Origin of the sequence: Nitrincola schmidtii, assembly GCF_008973715.1 — a bacterium.
GTDB classification, from domain to species: Bacteria; Pseudomonadota; Gammaproteobacteria; order Pseudomonadales; family Balneatricaceae; genus Nitrincola; species Nitrincola schmidtii.
In genome coordinates this window covers 52,792-76,045 of record NZ_WBOL01000010.1, presented here as the reverse complement: position 1 = coordinate 76,045, position 23,254 = coordinate 52,792, and the positions used below count along the sequence as shown (strand labels likewise).

The following is a 23,254-nucleotide window of genomic DNA, read 5'->3' as shown; positions in this document are numbered from 1 at the left end:
TCGCCCCATCCTGTTTTAATAATGAATAACACTGCGAATCGATTTGCCTTCATGCATCAAATCAAACGCTTCATTAATCTGTTCTAATGGCATGGTATGGGTAATAAAGGTATCCAGTTCATACTCGCCATTCATAAAGCGCTCAACGTATCCTGGTAATTCAGAACGCCCTTTCACACCACCAAAAGCACTACCACGCCACACACGGCCAGTGACTAACTGAAAAGGACGGGTAGAGATTTCTTGACCGGCGCCGGCAACACCGATGATGATTGACTCACCCCAGCCTTTATGACAACACTCTAGCGCCGCACGCATGACGTTGACATTACCGATACATTCAAACGAGTAATCCACACCACCATCGGTCATGTCGACAATGACTTCCTGAATGGGCTTGTCATAATTAGCCGGATTGATAAAGTCAGTTGCACCCAGCTTTTTGGCGATCTCAAACTTATCTTCATTTAAATCGATGGCAATAATTCGTCCCGCTTTTGCCATCACCGCACCGATAATAACCGCAAGCCCAATACCACCTAGGCCAAATACGGCAACCGTATCACCCTCTTTCACCTTAGCCGTGTTAGTGACTGCACCCATCCCCGTGGTCACACCACAACCCAATAAACAGACTTTTTCGAGTGGTGCTGCTTTATCAATCTTCGCTAAGGAAACCTCAGCAACTACAGTACGCTCTGCAAAGGTCGAGGTGCCCATGTAATGATAAATAGGCTTTCCATCTTTGAAGAAACGAGTGGTACCGTCCGGCATTAAACCCTTACCTTGCGTCGCACGAACAGCCTGACACAAATTGGTTTTGCCCGATAAACAGAACTTACATTTGCCACATTCCGCCGTGTAAAGCGGAATCACATGATCACCCACTTCTACACTGGTGACCCCTTCACCGATAGCTTCAACAATACCGGCTCCCTCATGACCTAGAATCGAAGGAAAAATACCTTCGGGGTCTTCACCGGATAAGGTAAAAGCATCGGTATGGCAGACACCGGTAGCAACAATACGAATCAACACTTCACCCTTTTGTGGTGGCATTAAGTCGACTTCTTCAATCGTTAATGGCTGACCTGGACCCCATGCCACAGCTGCACGCGTTTTAATCATTTCCATTCTGTTACCCCATCATTTCGTGTGATACATCTATTTGAATAGACGTTGATTATAATTTTTTGTCGCCAGCGGATTGTGACTTGAATTGAAAATCACTGTTGCAGCTGAGAAACAATCAAACACCATTAAATCCATTAGAGATCTCTATAAGGAGAATTGACGCCCTGTTTGGCTATTCCAATCAAGGCAGTTTCAATGGCATCCCAGTTCAATGCCTGTTCTGCCAAAATTTCTATACGAGAGTCGCGTCGATAACTGATTGCGTCATAATCCATTTCATCTTTGACTCGATTGATAAACACGTAGGCAGCGCCGAGTCGAAACACTCCTTTTAAGCGGACAATACCTGATAAGCTTGAGAGAAAAGCCTCTAAGGCATCAAAATCAAAAATATCTTCTTGGTGAAAAACCCATCCACAACTCACTAAACCCATGCCTTCACTGGTGTACCTCACTGGATAACAAGGTTCAGGCGAACTGTTCATTTGTGGTTGAGTAAGATGTTGATGGTGATGAGCATGTGCATCGGGTGTCTGTGCCTGATATTGCCCCTGTCGAATCATGTCCAATAATTGAACATCAAATTGTCCATGCTCTGTCACAATGAGTTGTTGTTTCGCTGGAAAGATACCCTGCATATGATGATAAAAATTCGCTATCACTTCATCCGACGCTCTATCTGCTTTATTCGCAACGACAATATCTGACATATTAATTTGATCAACAAAGGTGGGATCGTTTAACAAGGATTGATCTGCTAAATCTCTCGGATCCAGCAAACAGATAATCGCTTGCACGTCTAAGCTTTGTCGATAATAAGGCTTAAGCAAGGTATCCAAGATACCGCTGGGATGCCCCATACCGGTTGGCTCTATAATCAAACGATCAAACTGCTGCAACGCCAGTAAACTTTTTAAACTTGAATGGAGTTGCGGACCTAAACGGCAGCAAACACACCCACCTGACAGAGGTAGCAACTCTAGCTCATCTGTTTTTTCAACAGCGAGCGTATCAATACCCACTTCACCAAATTCATTGACAATAATTGCCCAGCGTTCATTGTCTGGCTTTTGTGCTAATAAGTGTTTTATCGCTGTGGTTTTACCACTCCCCAAAAAGCCAGTAATCACATTGACGGGAAGCTTACAGTCCTTGATTGCGTTCAATATTCTCTACCAGATAGTCAATAAACATACGTACTTTAGACGATAAATGTCTGTGTTGTGGATACACGACCCAAACCGAGGAATCACGGTAAGCATAGTCATCTAACACTGACTTTAACTCTCCCTTATCCAGATATTCTTTGATGTAATATGCAGGTAACTGGACCAATCCAATGCCTTTTAGCGCAGCATCCAGCAACGCATTGCCCGAGTTTGCACGAAGACGCCCTTTCACGCGTATCTCTCTGCGAACTCCATTATCAAAAAAGAACCAGCGATCACGCGATCCGATCAAACATTCATGTTTGGTCAACTCTTGTAATTGCATCGGCTCGCCATAGAGAGCTAGGTATTCTGGCGAACCTACAACAATCTCCTCCCGTGACCAGAGCTTTCGTGCAATCAGCGACGAATCTTCCATCGGTCCTACACGAATGGCTAAGTCATAGCCTTCTTCAACTAAGTCCACTCGTCGATTGGTCAAATGTAAATTCACTTCTAACTGCGGATGTTGCTGCATAAAGTTGTTTAGCAGGGGGACGATATAACGCTCCCCGAAGGTGTAACCCGCAGTAATCTTTAGCACGCCACGTGGGCTACTTTGCAAATCATTAATGGCAGCTTCTGCTTCGCGAAAACCTTCAAACAGATGTCGACACTGTTCGTAATAGACTCTACCGGCATCGGTTAAGCGAACCTTACGCGTCGTTCGGTAAAGCAATTGTGTTCCTAGGTGCTGCTCTAGCTTCACAATCAAACGACTAATATGAGATGCAGACACATTCAGATGACGTGCAGCAGCAGAGAAAGTGCCTAATCGCACCACCTCTGTAAAGGCTTCTATCCTGTCCCAATGGTTCATTAAAACGCGACACCTTAAACGAAGGTCATTAATATGGAGATTATTGCCATACAGCAATAGTTATTTTATACACAGACACGAAATAACACATGCCTATTTACGACATTTGCATTACATTTGCTGTTGAACGTGCCCGAAAACGACATCGAGGTTCAGTGTAGAGCGAAACAATACCGCTTTGCTCTACCCACACAATAACAATAAAAGGTCACAGCATTGGAAGATTTTTCTGATGCTTAAATGACACCACAACCTGGAGCTATGTCAATGTCTGCTACTCCCAAAGGCGCTGTTGCGCTCACTGCTGCTAAAAAACCTAAAACCGTCACGATCGGTTTTTTATTAATGAATAACTTCACATTGATATCGCTGGCATCCGCTATTGAACCCTTACGCATGGCCAACCAGCTTAGTGGGGAAGAGCTCTATCAATGGTTCACGCTATCACCGGGTGGCGTTCAGGTTCAAGCCAGTGATGGATTGACCGTGACTCCTGATGCAGCGATGGAAGAACAACTTAAACTGGATATCGTCATTGTCTGTGGTGGCTATGCGGCTCAACACAGCGCGACTAAAGAGCATTTCAGTTGGCTACAACAACAGGCTAGGCAGCATAGAACGCTGGGTGCTATCTGTACAGGGAGTTGGGTACTGGCACAAGCGGGTTTGTTGGATCATTTTGAGGCCAGTATACACTGGGAATGTATCGCCTCTTTAAAAGAAGCCTTTCCCAAAATTGAATTGTCATCCAAACTCTTCAGTATCGACCGTGAGCGTATGACCTCATCTGGTGGTACGGCACCCTTAGACATGATGCTAAATCTGATTGCCCGAGAGCATGGCAAACAACTCTCTGCGGGCATCTCTGATATGTTTATTTATGACCGTGTACGCAATGAGCAAGACCAGCAGCGGGTTCCGTTGAAGCATGTTCTCGGATCAACTCAGCCCAAGCTACTGGAAATTGTTGCGTTAATGGAATCTAACCTTGAAGAGCTGCTAACCTTGGATGAACTGGCCAACTATGCCCATCTTTCAAGACGTCAGCTTGAACGCTTATTCCAGAAATATCTGCACTGCTCACCTTCGCGCTACTATTTGAAACTGCGTTTAGTGCGAGCACGGCAACTACTGAAACAGAGCAGTCTATCCATTATTGAAGTCGCTTCTGCTTGTGGTTTCGCTTCCACACCGCACTTTTCCAAATGTTATCGTGAATACTTTGGTTTACCACCCAGAGAAGAACGCCAAGGACTGTCGGATCTTCGACCGGTGACTCCAGTGATGAGTCATGCAACGACTCAGCCGCCAGTTATTAACTCAGAGCCAAGAGTCTCTTCCGCGATGAAAGCACTGGCCCAAGCACGTGATGAACCGACCTTTGCCAGCATCATGCTGCACTAAATACTGTTATCGTTAATACAGAACGCCCGCAAAGCGGGCGTTCTGTATACTTAAAGCGTACTGAATTTCTAGCACTCTATAGCGTTCACGGCCAATCCGCCACGTGAAGTTTCCTTATACTTATCCTGCATATCACGACCCGTATCGCGCATGGTACGGATGACTTTATCAAGAGAGATAAAGTGTTCACCATCACCACGTAATGCCATTTGTGCGGCGTTAATCGCTTTAATGGACGCGATAGCATTTCGTTCAATGCAAGGCACTTGCACCAAGCCCCCCACCGGATCGCAGGTTAACCCTAGATTATGCTCTAAACCTATTTCAGCGGCATTTTCGACTTGTGAAGGCGTGCCTCCTAAGACTTGGCATAATCCAGCAGCAGCCATAGCACAAGCTGAACCCACTTCACCCTGACAGCCTACTTCAGCACCAGAGATCGAGGCGTTTTTCTTACATAAGATACCCACGGCACCGGCGGCTAACAGAAAGTCTACCACCTGCTTTTCACAGGAAGTCGGTTCAAACTTAACGTAATAGCACAACACCGCAGGAATGATGCCCGCGGCACCATTGGTTGGCGCAGTCACCATACGACCACCGGCTGCATTCTCTTCATTAACCGCCAAAGCGTAAACATTCACCCAATCCATCACTGAAAAAGTGGTCGAGATCACATTAGGGTTTTGCTCAACGGCTTTTAGCCGTTGAAAGAAATCTGGCGCACGACGACGTACATTCAATCCACCCGGAAGAATACCACCATGCTTTAAGCCATTTTCCACACATTCGTGCATCGCTTCCCAGATTTTCCATAATCCCGAACGGATATCTGCTTCACTTCGCCAGACTTTTTCATTTTCCAGCATCAACTCACTGATGCTCATCTGATGTTCTTTGCAGAGTCTTAACAGTTCTTCAGCCGTATTAAATTCATAAGGTAATGAGGAAGTGTGCAGCACCAACTTATCATCTTGAGCTTCTTCATCGGTAATAACAAAGCCACCACCGATGGAGTAATAGGTGTTTTGGTACAGCGCTTTTTCATCATCATAGGCAGTAATCGACATGGCATTAGGGTGACGTGGTAACACCTCCTCTAAAAACACCATGTCTCGATCCCATATAAAAGGAATGTGCTTATGTTGATACAGGAACAAGGTTTCAGTGGAGATTAATTCTTCAACACGAGCATTAATCACGCTTGGATCGATTCGATCAGGACGCTCCCCCATCAGCCCCATAATAATGGCCTTGTCTGTGGCGTGCCCTTTACCTGTCGCTGATAAAGAACCGTACAAACGAACTTCTATGCGCTTAACGCTGTTCAATAAATTGCGTGCATCAAGAACGGTGGCAAAGTCACACGCGGCACTCATGGGTCCAACGGTATGTGAACTCGATGGCCCAACCCCAATTTTGAAAAGATCAAATACACTTATGGACATGGTCACACTCAGTTTTATCGTTATTATGGCAACAGCAACGCTAGACTAACTAGCAAAAACGACCGTTTTCCCTTTTTGCAGCAAAAACACGCGTCGTTCAATATGATAACTTACCGCTCTAGAGAGGGTTAGACATTCAATATCACGCCCTTTTTCGATCAAGTCCTCTGGATAATGAGTATGGTCAACCGGCTCCACACCCTGAGCAATAATCGGTCCTTCATCAAGATCATTATTGATGTAATGCGCCGTAGCTCCCACCAACTTAACACCCTTGTCGTAAGCCTGATGGTAAGGACGCGCACCTTTAAAGCCGGGAAGTAAGGAGTGATGAATGTTGATCGCTTTACCGGAAAGTTTTTCGCACATCTCAGCCGAAAGCACTTGCATATAACGCGCTAAAATAACCAGTTCTGCGCCCGTTTCTTCCACCACCTGCCATACTTGCGCCTCTTGCTCTGCTTTGGTGTCTGCAGTGATAGGGAAATGGTAGTAAGGCAAGTTATGCCACTGTGCCAGGGTTTCCAGATCAGGATGGTTAGACACTATGGCACGAATATCGATAGAGAGTTGACCGGTACGATAACGATATAGCAGATCATTTAAGCAATGATCTGACTTAGAAACCATAATCACAACCGGCATTTTGGTGCCGGGCGCCGTCAGTTCAAAATCCATATCAAATTCGACTGCCCTTGGCTGAAAACGCTCTAGGAAGCTTTCACTATTAAAGCCTTCTGTTTCGGGTCTAAACTCGACCCGAATAACAAAACCTTGACTATCGCGATCGTCGAAGGAGTTAAGCTCAGTGATATAGCAGTTTTCTTCTCGCAGAAAACGGGTCACCACATCTACTGTACCGATACGACTGGGACACTGAGCGGTAAAGATCCAACTAGTGCGAACCCTACTCATAATCCACTCCAAACTCTTGGCTCGCATCGATTAACCAACGGTAACAATAATCTGCAAAGCTGCGACGAACGATCAGCTCCCAAGTCCCTTCTGAAGGACGACGAATAATCGCGGTAGCTTTGGCAAAGTTTGTCGCTACTGCCTTACCGACTGGAAAATTACGTGGATGAACATCATACACTGTCGACTTATGTAACACGTCTTGTGCAGCCGAACCACTCAGGGTTAGCAATGTTTGGCCACCACTGATATTGACCACAGCAAAATGACTCGATAATTCAGTACGCAGTGCCATTTCAGTTTCATACTCGGTTCCTCCTTGAACCACGATCAGCCACTCATCGGGCGATAGCCACTGGATACTACTGCCCTTTTGTTGGTTTTGATGCAGGCTAAGAGGCTCTGTAGGAAGCGGCATCCCCAATGCTTGCTCGACACCTGAACAGAATGAGGAATCAGCAGAGTTTCCTCGTAAAGTCAGGTAGCCGAGAAACGCTTTCTCATGAATAACAACGCCAGGGGTGTGACCACCTTTAACACCACTGACATGTGCCAAGGGTGATTCAGCCAGTACGCCGATGCCAGCGTTTTGATCAAATACAGCTACATTAGACATTCTGGCGCTCTCCTTTAGGATCTAGGAAAATTGGGCTAACGATTTTGGCTTCATAGACAGTACCATCAGCCATCGGCATAAATACGGTTTCACCCATCCGCTCTGCTCCACCCATCACCAGTGCCAACGCAAAACCTTGTCCCAGTGTTGGACTGTAATAGCTTGAGGTCACATGCCCTTTCATTTTCATCGGTACTTGCTGTTTAGGATCGAAAACGATTTGAGCGCCCTCTTCCAAAACAACCTTGGGATCACTGGGCAATAAACCGACCAATTGCTTTCTATCTTTCCGACGTGTATCAGGTCTCGATAAAGCACGCTTTCCTATCCAAGAGAAAGGTTTGTCATAACCCACACACCACTGCATTCCCAAATCTTCAGGCGTGACAGACCCGTCAGTGTCTTGACCTACGATAATGAAACCTTTTTCTGCACGTAATACGTGCATGGTTTCTGTTCCGTATGGCGTCAGACCATAGGTTTCTTCATGTTCAAACAGGGCTTTCCAAACATGCATAGCATAGTTAGCCTGCACGTTTATTTCGTAAGTTAATTCACCGGTAAAGGAGATGCGATACACTCGTGCAGGCACATTCGCAACCATTCCTTCGCGGCATTCCATGAACTTAAAGCTGTCTTTAGCTAGATCAATGTCAGTAATTTCTGACAACAGATCTCGGGCATTCGGACCGGTAATGGTCATGGTTGCCCAATGATCGGTGACACTGTTGAAATAGACTTCCAGTTCAGGCCACTCGGTTTGATGCCATAGTTCAAGCCATTCTAAAATACCTGCAGCACCGCCAGTGGTCGTGGTCATCAAGAAGTGATTGTCACCCAAACAGGTGGTCACACCATCATCCATCACCATGCCATCATCTTTACACATCAAGCCGTAACGGCATTTGTTAAGCCCTAGCTGCGCCCATTTATTAGTATAAACACGCGCTAAAAAGTCACGAGAATCTTTACCTTGAATATCAATTTTACCCAGTGTTGACGCGTCCAATATGCCGACTTGTTCACGCACCGCTCGGCATTCACGCGCCACAGCCTCATGCATGGTTTCGTTGCCGATCGGGAAATACCAAGGACGCTTCCATTGACCAACATCCTCAAACTTTGCGCCACGTTGCAGGTGCCATTGATGCATAGCCGTATAACGTTCTGGATCAAATAAAGCGCCGGCATGACGCCCCGCAATCGCTCCAAAGGTGATACCGGTGTAGTTGGGACGAAATACCGTCGTACCTGTTTCAGGGATGGTGCGTCCCAACAACCGGGCGGTAATCGCCATGCCATTGATATTGCCCAACTTACCTTGATCGGTGCCAAATCCTAAGGCGGTGTATCGCTTAACGTGCTCAATCGATTCAAAACCTTCACGCGTTGCTAACTCGATACCCGCCGCAGTGACATCATTTTGTAAATCAACAAACTGTTTCGGTGCACGACTGGTCGACTTTAGATGCGGTACTTGAAAAAGTGCCGCAGCTTTGCCTTCAACACGACCCGTGGCTTTAGGTAATTCAAGAGGCGTTAAGGTATAACCACAACTTTCAATTGCCTGAACTGCTGCTTGGTGGCCTGATTGCAACACCTCATTTAAGGGATAGATCGCATCCACTCCACCGACAGGAATCACTCCTTTTACTTTACCTGGAACAAAACCAATAGCTTCTTCATTCCAGACAGGACGAGCACCGGTATGTGCAGCAAGGTGAACAACAGGACTAAAACCACCACTGCTGGCAATCGTGTCACAACCCAAATCTTCTACATCACCTTTGAGTGTAAACGCATTTAGATCCACTGCAGCGACTCGCGCACCGGTCACTCGTTTACTACCCTTAGCTTCGAATACTGCACTACCAGCAATGATGCGAATACCTTTTTGACGCGCTTGTTTAACCAAATCACCATCAGGATTCGCGCGGCAGTCGACAATCGCCACGACTTCGCGTCCAGCTGCTTGCCAATCTAATGCAGCTTGATAGCCACTATCATTACCGGTGGTTACCACCAGCTTTTGACCGGGTACAACCGCATAACGGCGAATATAAGCAGAAACCGCACTGCATATCATGTTACCGGGGACATCGTTATTTGCGTAAACCACAGGACGCTCTTGAGCACCCGTGGCCAAAATTACCTGTTTAGCACGAATATGATGCATACGACTGCGCGCTTGATGCGCAATCGGCGCTTTGTCGGCAAGATGCTCTGTGCGACGCTCATGCAGGGTTACAAAGTTATGATCGTGATAACCATTTGCGGTCGTTCTGGGCAGCATCAGTACATCGTTATTGGCGGCAAGTTGTTCTACCACTTGCGATACCCACTCAGAAGCTGGCTTGCCATTCAATGGGTCAGCAGTTTCCAGTAATGAGCCACCAAAACTCTCTTGCTCATCACAGATGATGACTCTTGCACCACTATTCGCAGCCGTTAACGCAGCCGCTAAGCCGGCAGGACCCGCACCGATAATCAACAGGTCACAGTGTCGATTGTAATGATCATAAATATCAGGATCATTCTCGTTAGGCGCACGACCCAAACCTGCGGCTTTACGAATAAATTTCTCGTAGGTCATCCACATGGATGCTGGTGCCATAAAAGTTTTGTAATAAAAACCCGGACCCATCATCGGCCCACCGAGCTTGCCAACAAGGCCCATGGCATCGTTATTGACGTTAGGCCAGCCATTGGTGCTGCGCGCTGATAACCCTTCGTACAGCGCCTGTTGTGTCGCACGGACGTTAGGTACTTGAGTCGCTTCGGTACTTCCTAATTGAACAATCGCATTAGGTTCAGCCGCATTAGAGGCGACAATGCCCCGTGGACGGGAATACTTAAAACTGCGGTTGACGATATCTACGCCATTAGCCAATAAAGCAGAAGCTAAGGTATCGCCTTCATAACCGGTATAACGCAATCCGTTAAAGGTAAAGTTAATCTGTTTGCTACGGTCAATTTGACCGCCTTGACTGAGACGATTGGCTTGACTCATTTTTCGCCTCCAACGACACGACTGGCTGCAGTAATCTTAGGTTGTTCACCCATTTTATAAACTTCAAGGATCTCGTAACTGACGGTATCGCGGGTCATATTAAAAAACTTACGACAGCCGGTCGCGTGAACCCACATCTCATGATGAATACCCTTGGGGTTATCGCGGAAGAACAGATAATCTGCCCACTCTTCATCAGAGCAGGATTCTGGATCTTTTGGACGCATGATATGCGCCTGACCTTTGGGTCGAAACTCGTTTTCTTCTCGATGCTCCCCACAATAGGGACAGTAAATATGAAACATAACAATTCCCTCAGATTAGTGGGCAACACCGGCGGCGCCGTGTTCATCAATTAATTTTCCGCTGACAAAGCGGTCGATACTGAAAGGTGCTGCGATTGGATGAGCCACACCTTTCGCCAGTGTCCATGCAAACACATTTCCAGAGCCAGGAGTCGCTTTAAAGCCACCGGTTCCCCAACCACAGTTAAAGAACAATCCTTTGACAGGGGTTGCTGACAGAATAGGACACGCATCAGGGCAAGTATCCACGATGCCACCCCATTGACGGTTCATGCGCACACGAGAAAACGTTGGGAACATCTCAACAATGGCTTGCAAAGTGTGCTCGATGGTTGGGTAACTGCCACGCTGGCCGTAACCGTTGTAACCATCAATACCCGCGCCAATCACCAAATCGCCTTTGTCAGATTGGCTGCAATAGCCATGCACATGGTTTGACATCACTACGGTATCTAATACCGGTTTAATAGGCTCAGAAACCAAGGCTTGCAATGGGTGCGATTCTAATGGCAACTTAATACCGGCCATTTTAGCCAGTACACTGGAGTTACCAGCCGCAACACAGCCCACGGTTTCTGCACCGATAAAGCCTCGCGTGGTTTCCACACCAATAATTTGACCGTCTTCAATGCGCATACCGACCACTTCGGTTTGCTGAATCAGATCCACACCCAAGGCATCCGCACCCCGTGCATAACCCCAGGCCACTGCATCGTGACGCGCAACACCACCACGAGGTTGCCATGAAGCACCTAATACAGGGTAACGGGTGTTAGGTGAACAATCTAAAACAGGACAGATCTCTTTAACCTGCTGTGCATCCAGAACCTCACCATCAATACCATTCAAGCGATTGGCATTCACACGACGTTGAATGTCACGCATATCTTGCAAGGTATGACCCAGGTTCAATACACCACGTTGAGAGAACATCACGTTATAGTTCAGATCTAGTGAAAGACCTTCCCAAAGCTTCATGGAATGCTCATACAATGCAGCCGCTTCATCCCATAGGTAATTGGAGCGCACAATGGTGGTATTTCGTGCCGTATTACCGCCACCTAACCAGCCTTTTTCAATCACGGCGACATTGGTAACGCCACACTCTTTCGCTAGGTAGTAAGCGGTTGCCAATCCATGACCACCGCCACCCACTATGATGACATCATATTTTTTCTTGGGGACTGGGTTACGCCACATACGCTGCCAATTTTCATTGTGAGTAAGCGCGTGTTTAGCTAAACCAAAACCGGAATAACGCTGCATTATATTTTCTCCTGTGCCTGATTAGGCGCGGGTTTCGGTGTAAACAGGGAAGCGTGAGCAAAGCTCAGCCACTTTGGCACGCACTCCAGCCTCTATCGCATCTGTAGACTGACCAGCTGACATCACATCCAAAATGTCACAGATCCAGCCTGATAACGCACGACTCTCCTTAACACCAAAACCACGTGAGGTAATGGCAGGCGTGCCGATGCGAAGACCGGAAGTGACAAAAGGACTTTGTGGATCATTGGGTACTGAGTTTTTGTTCACTGTGATATGAGCACGACCCAGAGCTGCATCAGCATCCTTACCGGTCAAGCCCTGACGAATCAATGAGACTAGGAATAAGTGATCTTTAGTACCACCAGAGACAACATCGTAGCCTCGCTCAATGAATACCGATGCCATCACTTGTGCATTTTCTAGCACCTGCTTTTGATAATCGATAAAGGCAGGTTCCATCGCTTCTTTAAAAGCGACAGCCTTGGCAGCGATGACATGCATTAATGGTCCGCCTTGCTGACCGGGGAATACCGCACCATTCAGTTTTTTATGCAAGGCTTCATCATCACGGGCGGTCAAAATCATGCCGCCACGGGGGCCACGAAGGGTTTTGTGTGTGGTGGTAGTGACCACATCAGCAAAAGGTAATGGGCTAGGATAAAGACCCGCCGCAACCAGTCCAGCAATGTGTGCCATATCAACAAATAGAATCGCACCGACTTCATCTGCGATTTTTCTAAAACGAGCCCAATCAACAATTAACGAATAGGCAGAGAAACCCGCAATAATCATTTTTGGCTGATGCTCACGAGCTAGCGCTTCGACCTGATCATAGTCAATTTCACCGGTTTCTGGCTTTAAACCATACTGAACCGCTTTGTAATATTTACCGGAAAAATTGGGTGCAGCACCATGCGTTAAATGACCACCATGCGCTAAGCTCATGCCTAGAATGGTATCACCAGGCTGAACCATCGCCATAAATACCGCAGCATTGGCTTGGGCGCCAGAGTGAGGTTGAACATTTGCATAGCGGGCACCAAAGAGTTCACAAGCACGACTAATCGCCAAGGCTTCGACCTTGTCTACGGCTTCACAACCACCATAGTAGCGTTTGCCTGGATAACCCTCTGCGTACTTATTGGTTAACTGACCACCCTGTGCTTCCATCACACGAACGCTGGTGTAGTTTTCAGAAGCAATCAGCTCGATGTGTGCTTCTTGACGGCTATGTTCCTCTTGCAGCATCGTGGCGAGTTCAACATCATAATTTTGTAACGAGTCAACTCTTGAAAAACCATCACGACTATTCATGCTTATCTCCTGTCTTTTATTCTGTTAGCTGAGAGACTGTTTGCTCTAGCAAGGGCATCAAGCGCCAGTTGCAACAGATGTTAGCCCTAGTGCCCCAATATCAGATACGCGCCACCGTCAGCAGGTGATCTATTTGCGACACAGATATCAATTTGCGACAAAATCATCAGTACATCACCTTATCAGAAATCAACAACGACATTGCCTTTGGGACGGCTACAGCAGGAGAGGATATAACCCTCTTCAATATCTTCATCGGTAATACCACCGTTATGCTCCATATCCACTTCGCCTGATTTAAGTTCGACTCTACAGGTACCACAAATACCCATACCGCAGGCTTTGGGAATATGTAGCCCTAATTTGGCGGCGGCAGCATGAACAGTTTCGTTGGGTAAGATACGAACACTTTTACCACTGCTGAGAAACTCCACTTGAAGCAGATCCTCTGGCTGAACTTCTTCAGCGGCCAGTTCTGCCTGCTCTACCTGCTCCAACACATCGACCGTGACATCGACAGGTGTCGCTCCGAAGGATTCTTCGTGGTAACGGCTCATATCAAAGCCATTTTGTTGCAGAATATTCTTGATTGCGTTCATGTAGGGTGTTGGACCACAACAGAAAACTTCTCGTTCCAAGTAATCAGGAGCAATGAGCTCCAACATCCGTTGATCAAGATAACCTCGAAGGCCATACCATGAATCACCTAATTCATCACTGCGTTCACAGACAATATGCAGCCTAAATTCTGGTATGCGCGAAAAAATATGCTCCATCTCGCGATGATAAATAATGTCTCTTGGGGAGCGAGCGCTATGAATAAAGTTAATATCGATAGCAGCGTTAGTATCAAAATACCAACGAACCATGGACATCAGTGGCGTGATACCAACACCTCCTGATAGAAACAGCGCTTTTTCACTCGGATAGTCAATACAGTTGAAATTCCCAACAGGTCCATGCACTGCCAGTTCATCACCCTGCTGAAGGTTATCATGCAACCAATTGGATACCTGACCGCCTGGCACTCGCTTAACGGTAATAGAAAAGCTATAAGGCACCGAAGGTGAACTAGAGATCGTATAGGAGCGCATCACTGGTTGTCCGTCAATCTCCAACTCAAGCGTTACGAACTGACCTGGTTTGAAGAAAAAAAGCACTGGCTGTTCAGCCATAAAGCAAAAGGTTCTAACATCCCATGTCTCTTGAATCACTTTAACGCAACGGACAAGATGTCGACCGTTAGACCAAGTTTGAGTTGTAATTGGGTTCATGAAAAGCTCGCTCATGTTGTGTATCCGTCCGCTAGAAAATGTCGGTATCTGTTTTATCTTGCCATTGTCGCCTGCATAGAAACGACCATTGTTCTATTTGCGACATTTAGCCATCTAAAACCCCCACCTATATTGATTTTTTTAATGAAGCACGTCGCTTTACAGGCATTCAATGTCGTCGCTGTGTAATTGGCATTTTCAACTCTATTCCACACTTGCGTCGTGGCTTTGCTGGTAGCATAAAAAAGCTGGCTTGATTGAAATATGGACCCTAACACAGGATACCGAAGATGAACCTGAACACCTCTCAGTTGCTTGAAGATCCACTGGCCAATGTTCGCTCAGCGGCTGCCTCGATGCTGATCAACCGTAAACCCAATTATTCACTCGAACAACCCTTCTACAATGACGAGCGCATCTATCAGCTAGATCTTCAGGAAATCTTTGGGAAAGAATGGATCTTTGCTGGCATGACCTGTGAAATTCCAAGTAAAGGTAACTTTATCACCCTGACCATAGGTTCCAACCCTGTTGTATTAGTCAGAGGGGCGGAGGGGGTTATACACGGCTTTTTTAACGTTTGCCGTCATCGCGGCTCGCGACTCTGTGTCACCGAAAAAGGAAAAGTAGCGAAACTGGTTTGTCCGTATCATAAATGGACTTATGAATTAGACGGTCGGTTGCTGTTCGCGGGTTCTGATATGGGAGAACAATTTGATTTAAATGCTCACAATCTTAAACCCGTCAATGTAAAAGTCGCCGGTGGCTATATTTTTGTATGCTTAGCCGACAACCCACCAGAGTTTGAAGCCTTTACTGAAGAGCTTAAGCACTATTTAGAACCCTATGATGTCGAAAATCTAAAAGTTGCGGTACAAACCGACATTGTTGAAGATGCCAACTGGAAGCTCGTCATAGAGAATAACCGTGAGTGCTATCATTGCAACGGTTCCCATCCAGAGTTGCTTAACTCACTGCAACAGTTTGACGACACCGATGACCCGTTGGCAACGCCTGAATACAAAGCTTTAGTGGCTGTTAAACAGCAAGACTGGGATAACATGCGTGTACCCTATGCGCTCAAGTATTTTGGTAAACGCAATCGTATGACTCGTACGCCTTTATTAGATGGCGTGGTTTCTATGACGATGGACGGCAAACCCGCATGTAAAAAACTGATGGGTCGTATCACTAGCCCTGATCTGGGGTCACTTCGTATTTTGCATTTACCCAATTCATGGAATCACTGGATGGGTGATCATTCTGTAGTATTCCGTGTATTACCACTCGGACCACAAAAGACCCTAGTGACCACTAAATGGCTAGTGCATAAAGATGCGGTTGAAGGTGTCGACTATGACATCAGTCATATGCGCAAAGTGTGGGATGCCACCAATGACCAAGACCGCGTTCTGGCGGAAGAAAATCAACGCGGTATCAACTCGATTGCCTATCAGCCTGGTCCTTACTCAGAAACCTTCGAGTTTGGTGTGATAGATTTCGTCAACTGGTATAGCGATCGAATAATCGAAAACACACACAAAACAGTGTAAATTTTACACTCTCTCCCTACTAAACAAGGGGTAATATCGTCTCAGAACGAGATTAAGATAATATCCCTTGTTTTATGCTATAAAATATTTTGCGTTTTAGCCGATACTATGATGAGGAGTAACTTAAAAGGAACGTAACATGGCTCTGCTCATCTACAATAACGGTATCATCACGCCAACAGCTAGCCTACTGTCAAGGCATCGTCATATTGAAGAACTCAATCCGTTAACATCAGATCGGCAAACAGACACTCCAGCGCCGCTAGCACGTGCGGCGGTTCCTTTAGGTCGTAAGTATCAATCTAATCATCCCTCCAGTCTTTACCTTGATACCGAACGTAAATCGGACACGCTTCAAGAGAGACGCAAGCTTCAAGCCATGCACATTATGAGCAGTCCAGTCATTTCCATACCATCACAAAGCACAATCTTTAGGGCCTTAGCCTTAATGGATAAGGCAGAAGTCGATCATATTGTGGTTGTCGATGACGAGTTTAAACCCATAAGTATTTTGCACAGAAAACACTTAGAGCAAGCAAGGATCGAAGAGCAGATTTTAATTAGCCATGTAATGCCAGAAGAATTTTCAGCAGTAACTGGCGATACCCTAGTAAGAGATATCGCTCAGTTCTTCATTACTCACAAACTCAGCGCTATGCCTGTCGTAGATCAGGACAACAAAACCCTTATAGGGATTATTTGCCGCCCAGATCTGATGCGCCTGTTGGTTAGCGGACCCAATGTTAAACTTGAAGTTTAACCAAATTTAACTTGCTGCAACGCCAATCTGACCTCTGGTTGAAGTAAACCTGGATCAGCCAATAAATGCTCTACCAACTGCTGTAAACCGTCTAACTTCTGCGCTTGAGCCATCGTCATACAAAGCTCTGGAGAGGCATCCTTGGGTAATTGCGCCCCCAAATCTTGAAGGCGCTCACGAAAATCATCCTCATCAACTAAATCCGCAAACATCATAGGCAATACCTCTTGTTATCCTTCTATGCCGAACTGAGTCGACAGGCAGCATATTTAAACTCAGGTATTTTGCCATAGGGATCTAACGCTGGGTTAGTCAATATATTCGCTGCGGCTTCAACATAGCAGAAAGGCACAAACACCATCCCTTCTGGCATCAGAGGATCGACTCTAGCCGACAAGGTAATCTCCCCTCGCCGGGTAATAATCTTGATAGCGTCACCCGGCTGAACACCCAGTTTAGTGAGCTCGGCAGGAGCTAGGCTAGCAACAGCCTCAGGCTCAAGATGATCTAGCACTTGCGCTCGCCTTGTCATTGAACCGGTATGCCAATGCTCAAGCTGACGACCTGTCGTCAGGACAACTGGATATTCATGATCCACGGGTTCATCGGGTGGTAAGGGGCGCGTCGGCGAAAAACGAGCCTTACCGGTTAGTGTTGGAAACGCATCTGAATACACCACATCTAAACCTGGTTGATCATCTGCTGGGCAAGGATAAGTAACGGACTCTTCAATTTCCAAACGAGACCAAGTGATATGATCCAACGAGCGCATACCTTGCTTCATTTCGGCAAAGACATCACTGGGATGTGAATAATTCCAGTTCAACCCCATACGATTGGCAAGCGCTTGAATAATCCACCAGTCCGGTTTAGCCTCACCGGGTAACGGCACGGCGGCACGCCCCATTTGTACTTGTCGATTAGTGTTAGTGACTGTGCCATCTTTTTCCGCCCAAGCAGACGCAGGCAGGATAACATCAGCAAACATCGCCGTTTCTGTGACAAACAGATCCTGCACGACCAAGTGTTCTAATTTCGCCAACGCCGCACGCGCATGATTCAGGTCAGGGTCAGACATCGCCGGATTCTCACCCAAAATATACATACCTTTAATTTGACCCGCATAAATGGCATCCATAATCTCAACCACCGTCAAACCAGGCTTGCCACTCAAAGGCGTTGACCAAAGTTCTTCAAAAGCAGCCTTTACCTGACGATCAGAAACCGGTTGATAATCTGGCATCACCATAGGTATTAAACCCGCATCGGATGCACCTTGCACATTGTTTTGGCCGCGCAACGGATGTAAGCCAGTCCCAGGACGACCGGTTTGTCCGCAAGCTAACGCCAAGGAGATTAAGCAACGCGCATTATCGGTGCCATGCGTATGCTGGGAGATCCCCATACCCCAGAAAATCATCGCTTTATCTGCTTGCGCATAAAAACGGGCAACACTGCGAATCTCTTCAGCAGCGATACCGCACAGTGACGACATAGCTTCGGGAGTCATATCAAGGACATGCTGTGACAGTGCCTCAAATCCTTCCGTATGCTCCGCAATATAGTCTTCGTTATAAAGCTTTTCTGTCACGATGACATTTAACATGGCATTAAAAAGCGCCACATCGGTTCCCGGCTCAAATCTCAGCACTTTATGAGCATAGGCGTTTAGGGCCTGCCCACGAGGATCAATAATAATAATCTTAGTGCCGCGTTTAGCCGCTTGTTTAAAGAAGGTCGCTGCTACTGGATGATTCACAGCGGGATTACAGCCGGTCAAGATAATGACATCAGCTTGACTGGCCTGCATAAAGGAAGCGGTTACCGCTCCTGTACCGATACATTCGATCAGTGCAGCAACTGAGCTGGCGTGACACAGCCTTGTACAGTGGTCAACATTATTAGAACCGAATCCGGTTCTAATCAGCTTTTGGAATAACCAAGCTTCTTCATTCGAGCATTTAGCACTTCCAAACCCCGCTAAGGCCTCAGCACCATACGCTGCCCTGAGATGCGATAATCCGGTAGCAGCAAACTCTAAGGCTTCATCCCAATCCGCTTCTCGAAAATGTGTTAAGGGGTTAGCGGGATCGAAATTAGGATCTATCCCTTTAGGTATCCCTTCTCGACGAATAAGCGGACGGGTAATACGACTTGAGTGATTCGGGTAATCAAAACCAAAACGTCCTTTGACACACAGGCGTCCTAAGTTAGAGGGACCTTGACGCCCTTTCACCGCAATAATTTTCTCATCGCGAACTTGATAAGTGAGCTGACAACCAACGCCACAGTAAGGACAAACCGAATCCACTTCTTTATCGATGGCTGCGGAATCTCCGACGCCTTTTTCATCGACCAATGTCGCGGGCATTAAAGCACCCGTAGGACAGGCTTGCACGCATTCACCACAGGCAACGCAGGTGCTCTCGCCCATCGGATCATCAAAATCAAAGACAATTTTGGATTGAACACCGCGATTAGCATGACCGATAACATCATTCACCTGTACTTCCCGGCAGGCTCTGACACACAGATTGCAATCAATACACGCCGCCAAGTTTACTGTCATGGCAGTGTGAGAACGATCAGACTCAACAGCAACCGCTGTTTGCGTCGGCAAAGCTTGTTTAACAGCCATCGCATCAATGGCTAACAGATCCACCATTTGCCAAAAATGACTGGATTTATCGGGACTTTGATTACGATCAGGCTGATCAGCGATGAGTAACTCAAGTACCCCTTTTCTGGATGTGATCGCTCTTTCAGAATGCTGACTGTGCACCACCATGCCGGGTTTAGCCTCGCGAATACAGCTTGCCGCTAAAGTACGCTCACCCTCAATTTCAACCATACAGGCGCGACAGTTACCGTCGGCACGGTAGCCTTCAGTATCCTTAAAACATAAATGTGGAATGGTTTCACCGGCTCGCTTAGCCACTTGCCAGAGTGTTTCGCCTTCATGAGCTGTAACCGAAACACCATCCAAAATCAGTTCAAATGCAGACATAACTTACCCTCTCAAAATGATATTGGATGCGATCAATTCATCTTTAAAGTCACGCAACAATCCTAGGACAGGATTGGGAGCGGCTTGACCTAAACCACAGATAGAGGCATCCATCATCACTTGGGACAGGCGATGTAACTGCTCTACATCCCACTCTTTTGCTTCAATCAAAGAAAGCATTTTGTCAGTGCCAACACGACAGGGCGTACACTGCCCACAAGATTCGTCCCGAAAAAAAGCCATTAGATTACGGGCAACCTGTTGTAAGTTATCTTGATCCGACAACACAATGACCGCCGCTGATCCGATAAAGCATCCCTCTGCCTGAAGAGTGTCAAAATCTAACGGAATGTTGGCTTTACTCGCAGGTAAGATACCCCCCGATGCACCACCGGGTAGATAACCCAGTAACTGATGACCACTGAGCATGCCACCACAGTATTCATCGATGAGTTCTTGTAGCGTAATCCCAGCGGGAGCTAAGTGAACACCTGGCTTGTTGACGCGTCCTGACACAGAAAACGAGCGTAAACCTTGTCGTCCATAACGCCCATGAGAGGCGAACCAGTCTGCTCCCTTGTGATAAATTTCGGGAATCCAATAAACGGTTTCCACGTTGTTGACGAGCGTGGGTCGATCAAACAAGCCCTTTTGGGCAACAAAGGGTGGACGATGACGAGGCTTACCCGGTTTACCTTCAAGAGATTCGATCAACGCTGATTCTTCACCGCAGATATAAGCGCCAGCACCCCGTCGTAATTGAATATAACCAACCTCGATGATCCCAGACTCCTCTAATTCTGCAATAGCTGCTTTCAAGAGCTTATTAACACCGGGATATTCATCACGTAGATAAATATAAACACCTATTGCTTCGATAGCCCAAGCACTAATTAATGCGCCTTCTAGGAACTGATGAGGCGATTTCTCAAGATAATAACGATCTTTAAAGGTCCCTGGTTCACCTTCATCTGCGTTAATGACGCAGTAACGAGGTCCTTGTTCAGCACGGACAAACTGCCATTTTTTAAAGGTAGGAAATCCAGCCCCGCCCAAGCCTCTTAAACCCGCCTTTTCCAGCATGGATATTAAGGATTCAACCGAGGTTTTACCGTCTCGACATGCCTGCAAAAGTTGATAACCACCTGCTGATTGATAAGCCGACAAGGACTGCCAATTCAGCGGCTCTGGTTCAAACATTTGCACTGACAGTGCCGCCTTTGTTTTTTCAACATCGGCATGTTCAATGTGATGGTGGCCCAGTTCTAAAACAGGAGCCTTATCACAGCGTCCCATACAAGGTGCATGAAGAATACGTACCTCATGGGGATCAAGCTCAGCTTTCAAGGCGTTGGTTAACGCCTCTGCTCCCGCTAATTGGCAAGATAATGAGTCACAAACACGAATAGTCACTGCGGGAGGTGGAGTTTCATCATCACGAATAATATCAAAGTGTGCGTAAAAGCTTGCCGTTTCATAGACGGCGGCCATAGGCAGATTCATGCGTTCGGCTAAAGCACGCAAAGAAGCGAAGGATAGATAACCTTGATGATCCTGTATGACATGAAGATGCTCTATCAAATACTCACGGTCGTTAGGTGCATCACCTAAAAGATGATTTAACCATGCCAATGTCTCGGGTTGAGTCATACGACCCCGCTGTCCCGACCGGGTTTTGTTTCGCTTCACAGTTGTTTGGCTCATGACAAGTCTCTTTTTATAATCGAGTCGAATGAGCTAATGATGTCACTGCCCTTTCAGGATCGCAATTCAATCACGATCATGAAGGGCAGTAATGTCTTTAGAGTATAAAGAAGGGTCGTTTAGAGGTAGCTTTCTAGGTCTACCTAGGTGGACCATAGATCAATTCAGGTAACCAGAGAGTTATCTGTGGGAACATGACTAGCAATGCTAAACCGAAGATCTGCAATATAATGAACGGAATAGCGGCTAAATAGAGGTCATAGATAGTCACCGACGGAGGTGCCACCGATCGCATATAAAACAAGTTATAGCCAAAGGGTGGCGTCAAATAAGCGGACTGCATACTCACGATAAACAGAATTGCGAACCACACAGGATCAAAGCCTAAGAACTCGACCACTGGGACAAACAAAGGCACGGTAATAAAGACAATAGCGAAGTCATCTAGGAACATACCGAGCACATAGTAACAAGCCAGCATCATCACGATAACTGCCATCGGCGCAAGGTTGGTATCTTCAACTAAGTCCTGCAACAGGAAGCCAGCACCTAAGCCTATATAAACCTTACTGAAGAAAATCGCTGTTAACGTTATCCAGATCAACATACCCATGATTTTGGTAGTATCTAGTAACACGTCTTTCATCATCTTAAAGGTTAAGGTTCGGTAAACCGCTGCACACAGAATGGCACCCGCTGCACCGATTGCAGATGCTTCAGATGGAGTTGTAATACCCAAAATAATGCAAGCCAACACCGTAACGATCAGTGTACCAGGCAAAATCAGCGCTTTGAGTGATAAGAGTTTGCCTTTCCAATCCACACGCTCCGATTCCGCTAATGGGGGTGCAATGGAAGGTTTAATTCGACTGATAACTAAAATGTAGACAATATAAATACCTGCCAACATCAGACCAGGTACTAGGCCTGCAGCAAACAGCTTACCTATCGATTCTTTCGCTAAAAATGCGTAAAGAATCATCAACACACTGGGCGGTATCAAGAAGCCGAGTGCACCACCGGCCATAATGGTTCCTGTGGCGAGTTTCTTGCTATAACCCCGCTTGAGCATCGCGGGTAATGCGATAACCCCTAAACTGACCGTTGCCGCACCTGATACACCCGCCATGGCTGCAATTAACGCACAGAGTACAATCGTACCAACACCCAACCCTCCTGGCTGTGCGCCCATCAGTTTGTTCATCATCTCGAACAGATCATCAGTGATTCCGGATCGTTCAAGCATGAGCCCCATAAAGATGAACATCGGCAATGCCACGAGGATAAAATTATCCATCGAAGAGAAAGCACTAATGGTGAGAAGATCTAAAGCACCTGTACCCCACAGGAAATAGGCAAAACCCATACCGACGGTTAACAGCGCCCATGAAAGTGGAGTACCCATTAGCAGCATAATAAACATCGCTGCAAACATACCCGCTGTAATCAATAAAGGATCAATATCTGACACCTTAAGTACCTTTTATCGTTATTTATTTCTAAAGCGACCGGT

18 protein-coding genes are annotated in these 23,254 nt (G+C 46.6%); 3 read left to right on the top strand and 15 right to left on the bottom strand.

What is annotated here, in order from left to right:
• Positions 1–15 precede the first annotated feature (15 nt).
• The 3 genes from F7R24_RS10045 to F7R24_RS10035 all read right to left on the bottom strand — a co-directional run bounded on the left by F7R24_RS10045 (position 16) and on the right by F7R24_RS10035 (position 3,162).
• Positions 16–1,134, bottom strand: coding sequence for an S-(hydroxymethyl)glutathione dehydrogenase/class III alcohol dehydrogenase (locus F7R24_RS10045; protein ID WP_151671127.1), 1,119 nt, complete (start codon positions 1,132–1,134; stop codon positions 16–18).
• 134 nt (positions 1,135–1,268) lie between these two features.
• Complete coding sequence (locus F7R24_RS10040) at positions 1,269–2,300, bottom strand: CobW family GTP-binding protein (RefSeq protein ID WP_240776076.1); 1,032 nt, start codon at positions 2,298–2,300, stop codon at positions 1,269–1,271.
• Positions 2,278–3,162: a LysR family transcriptional regulator gene (locus F7R24_RS10035; protein ID WP_151671126.1), complete on the bottom strand. Its 885-nt coding sequence runs from the start codon at positions 3,160–3,162 to the stop codon at positions 2,278–2,280. The genes F7R24_RS10040 and F7R24_RS10035 overlap by 23 nt, the downstream gene beginning before the upstream one ends.
• Positions 3,163–3,429: 267 nt before the next feature.
• Here F7R24_RS10035 and gbdR point away from each other — a divergent pair, with 267 nt between their 5' ends.
• Positions 3,430–4,566, top strand: a complete 1,137-nt coding sequence (gene gbdR, locus F7R24_RS10030; RefSeq protein WP_151671125.1) for a choline metabolism transcriptional regulator GbdR — start codon at positions 3,430–3,432, stop codon at positions 4,564–4,566.
• 68 nt (positions 4,567–4,634) lie between these two features.
• Here the strand turns inward: gbdR and F7R24_RS10025 are convergent, their stop codons facing one another.
• The 8 genes from F7R24_RS10025 to F7R24_RS09990 form a co-directional block, all read right to left on the bottom strand.
• Positions 4,635–6,014: an L-serine ammonia-lyase gene (locus F7R24_RS10025; RefSeq protein ID WP_151671124.1), complete on the bottom strand. Its 1,380-nt coding sequence runs from the start codon at positions 6,012–6,014 to the stop codon at positions 4,635–4,637.
• 45 nt (positions 6,015–6,059) lie between these two features.
• Positions 6,060–6,929: a formyltetrahydrofolate deformylase gene (gene purU, locus F7R24_RS10020; RefSeq protein ID WP_151671123.1), complete on the bottom strand. Its 870-nt coding sequence runs from the start codon at positions 6,927–6,929 to the stop codon at positions 6,060–6,062.
• Complete coding sequence (locus tag F7R24_RS10015) at positions 6,922–7,545, bottom strand: sarcosine oxidase subunit gamma (RefSeq protein ID WP_151671122.1); 624 nt, start codon at positions 7,543–7,545, stop codon at positions 6,922–6,924. Before F7R24_RS10015 ends, purU begins: the two co-directional genes overlap by 8 nt.
• Complete coding sequence (locus F7R24_RS10010) at positions 7,538–10,555, bottom strand: sarcosine oxidase subunit alpha family protein (RefSeq protein WP_151671121.1); 3,018 nt, start codon at positions 10,553–10,555, stop codon at positions 7,538–7,540. Before F7R24_RS10010 ends, F7R24_RS10015 begins: the two co-directional genes overlap by 8 nt.
• Positions 10,552–10,860 (bottom strand): sarcosine oxidase subunit delta, encoded by a 309-nt coding sequence (locus F7R24_RS10005; protein ID WP_151671120.1) that lies wholly within the window; start codon positions 10,858–10,860, stop codon positions 10,552–10,554. Before F7R24_RS10005 ends, F7R24_RS10010 begins: the two co-directional genes overlap by 4 nt.
• A gap of 15 nt (positions 10,861–10,875) precedes the next feature.
• Positions 10,876–12,126, bottom strand: a complete 1,251-nt coding sequence (locus tag F7R24_RS10000) for a sarcosine oxidase subunit beta family protein (protein WP_151671119.1) — start codon at positions 12,124–12,126, stop codon at positions 10,876–10,878.
• 21 nt (positions 12,127–12,147) lie between these two features.
• The gene (gene glyA, locus F7R24_RS09995; RefSeq protein WP_151671118.1) at positions 12,148–13,443 is read right to left on the bottom strand and encodes a serine hydroxymethyltransferase; all 1,296 of its coding nucleotides are present in this window, start codon (positions 13,441–13,443) and stop codon (positions 12,148–12,150) included.
• 182 nt (positions 13,444–13,625) lie between these two features.
• Positions 13,626–14,732, bottom strand: coding sequence for an FAD-binding oxidoreductase (locus tag F7R24_RS09990; RefSeq protein WP_151671117.1), 1,107 nt, complete (start codon positions 14,730–14,732; stop codon positions 13,626–13,628).
• Between the two features lie 275 nt (positions 14,733–15,007).
• On the opposite strand from F7R24_RS09990, the gene F7R24_RS09985 reads away from it, so the two are divergent.
• Together F7R24_RS09985 and F7R24_RS09980 are read left to right on the top strand one after the other, a co-directional pair.
• On the top strand, positions 15,008–16,270 hold the full coding sequence (locus tag F7R24_RS09985) for an aromatic ring-hydroxylating oxygenase subunit alpha (RefSeq protein WP_151671116.1): 1,263 nt from the start codon (positions 15,008–15,010) through the stop codon (positions 16,268–16,270).
• 139 nt (positions 16,271–16,409) lie between these two features.
• Positions 16,410–17,030 (top strand): CBS domain-containing protein, encoded by a 621-nt coding sequence (locus F7R24_RS09980; protein ID WP_151671115.1) that lies wholly within the window; start codon positions 16,410–16,412, stop codon positions 17,028–17,030.
• On the opposite strand, the gene F7R24_RS09975 is transcribed toward F7R24_RS09980, so the two are convergent.
• The 4 genes from F7R24_RS09975 to F7R24_RS09960 all read right to left on the bottom strand — a co-directional run bounded on the left by F7R24_RS09975 (position 17,027) and on the right by F7R24_RS09960 (position 23,212).
• Positions 17,027–17,245, bottom strand: coding sequence for a hypothetical protein (locus tag F7R24_RS09975; RefSeq protein ID WP_151671114.1), 219 nt, complete (start codon positions 17,243–17,245; stop codon positions 17,027–17,029). The genes F7R24_RS09980 and F7R24_RS09975 overlap by 4 nt on opposite strands.
• A gap of 23 nt (positions 17,246–17,268) precedes the next feature.
• Positions 17,269–20,037, bottom strand: a complete 2,769-nt coding sequence (fdhF, locus tag F7R24_RS09970; RefSeq protein WP_151671113.1) for a formate dehydrogenase subunit alpha — start codon at positions 20,035–20,037, stop codon at positions 17,269–17,271.
• Between the two features lie 3 nt (positions 20,038–20,040).
• Positions 20,041–21,741, bottom strand: coding sequence for an NAD(P)H-dependent oxidoreductase subunit E (locus tag F7R24_RS09965; protein WP_151671112.1), 1,701 nt, complete (start codon positions 21,739–21,741; stop codon positions 20,041–20,043).
• A gap of 139 nt (positions 21,742–21,880) precedes the next feature.
• Positions 21,881–23,212, bottom strand: coding sequence for a TRAP transporter large permease (locus F7R24_RS09960; RefSeq protein WP_151671111.1), 1,332 nt, complete (start codon positions 23,210–23,212; stop codon positions 21,881–21,883).
• Between the last annotated feature and the right edge of the window lie 42 nt (positions 23,213–23,254).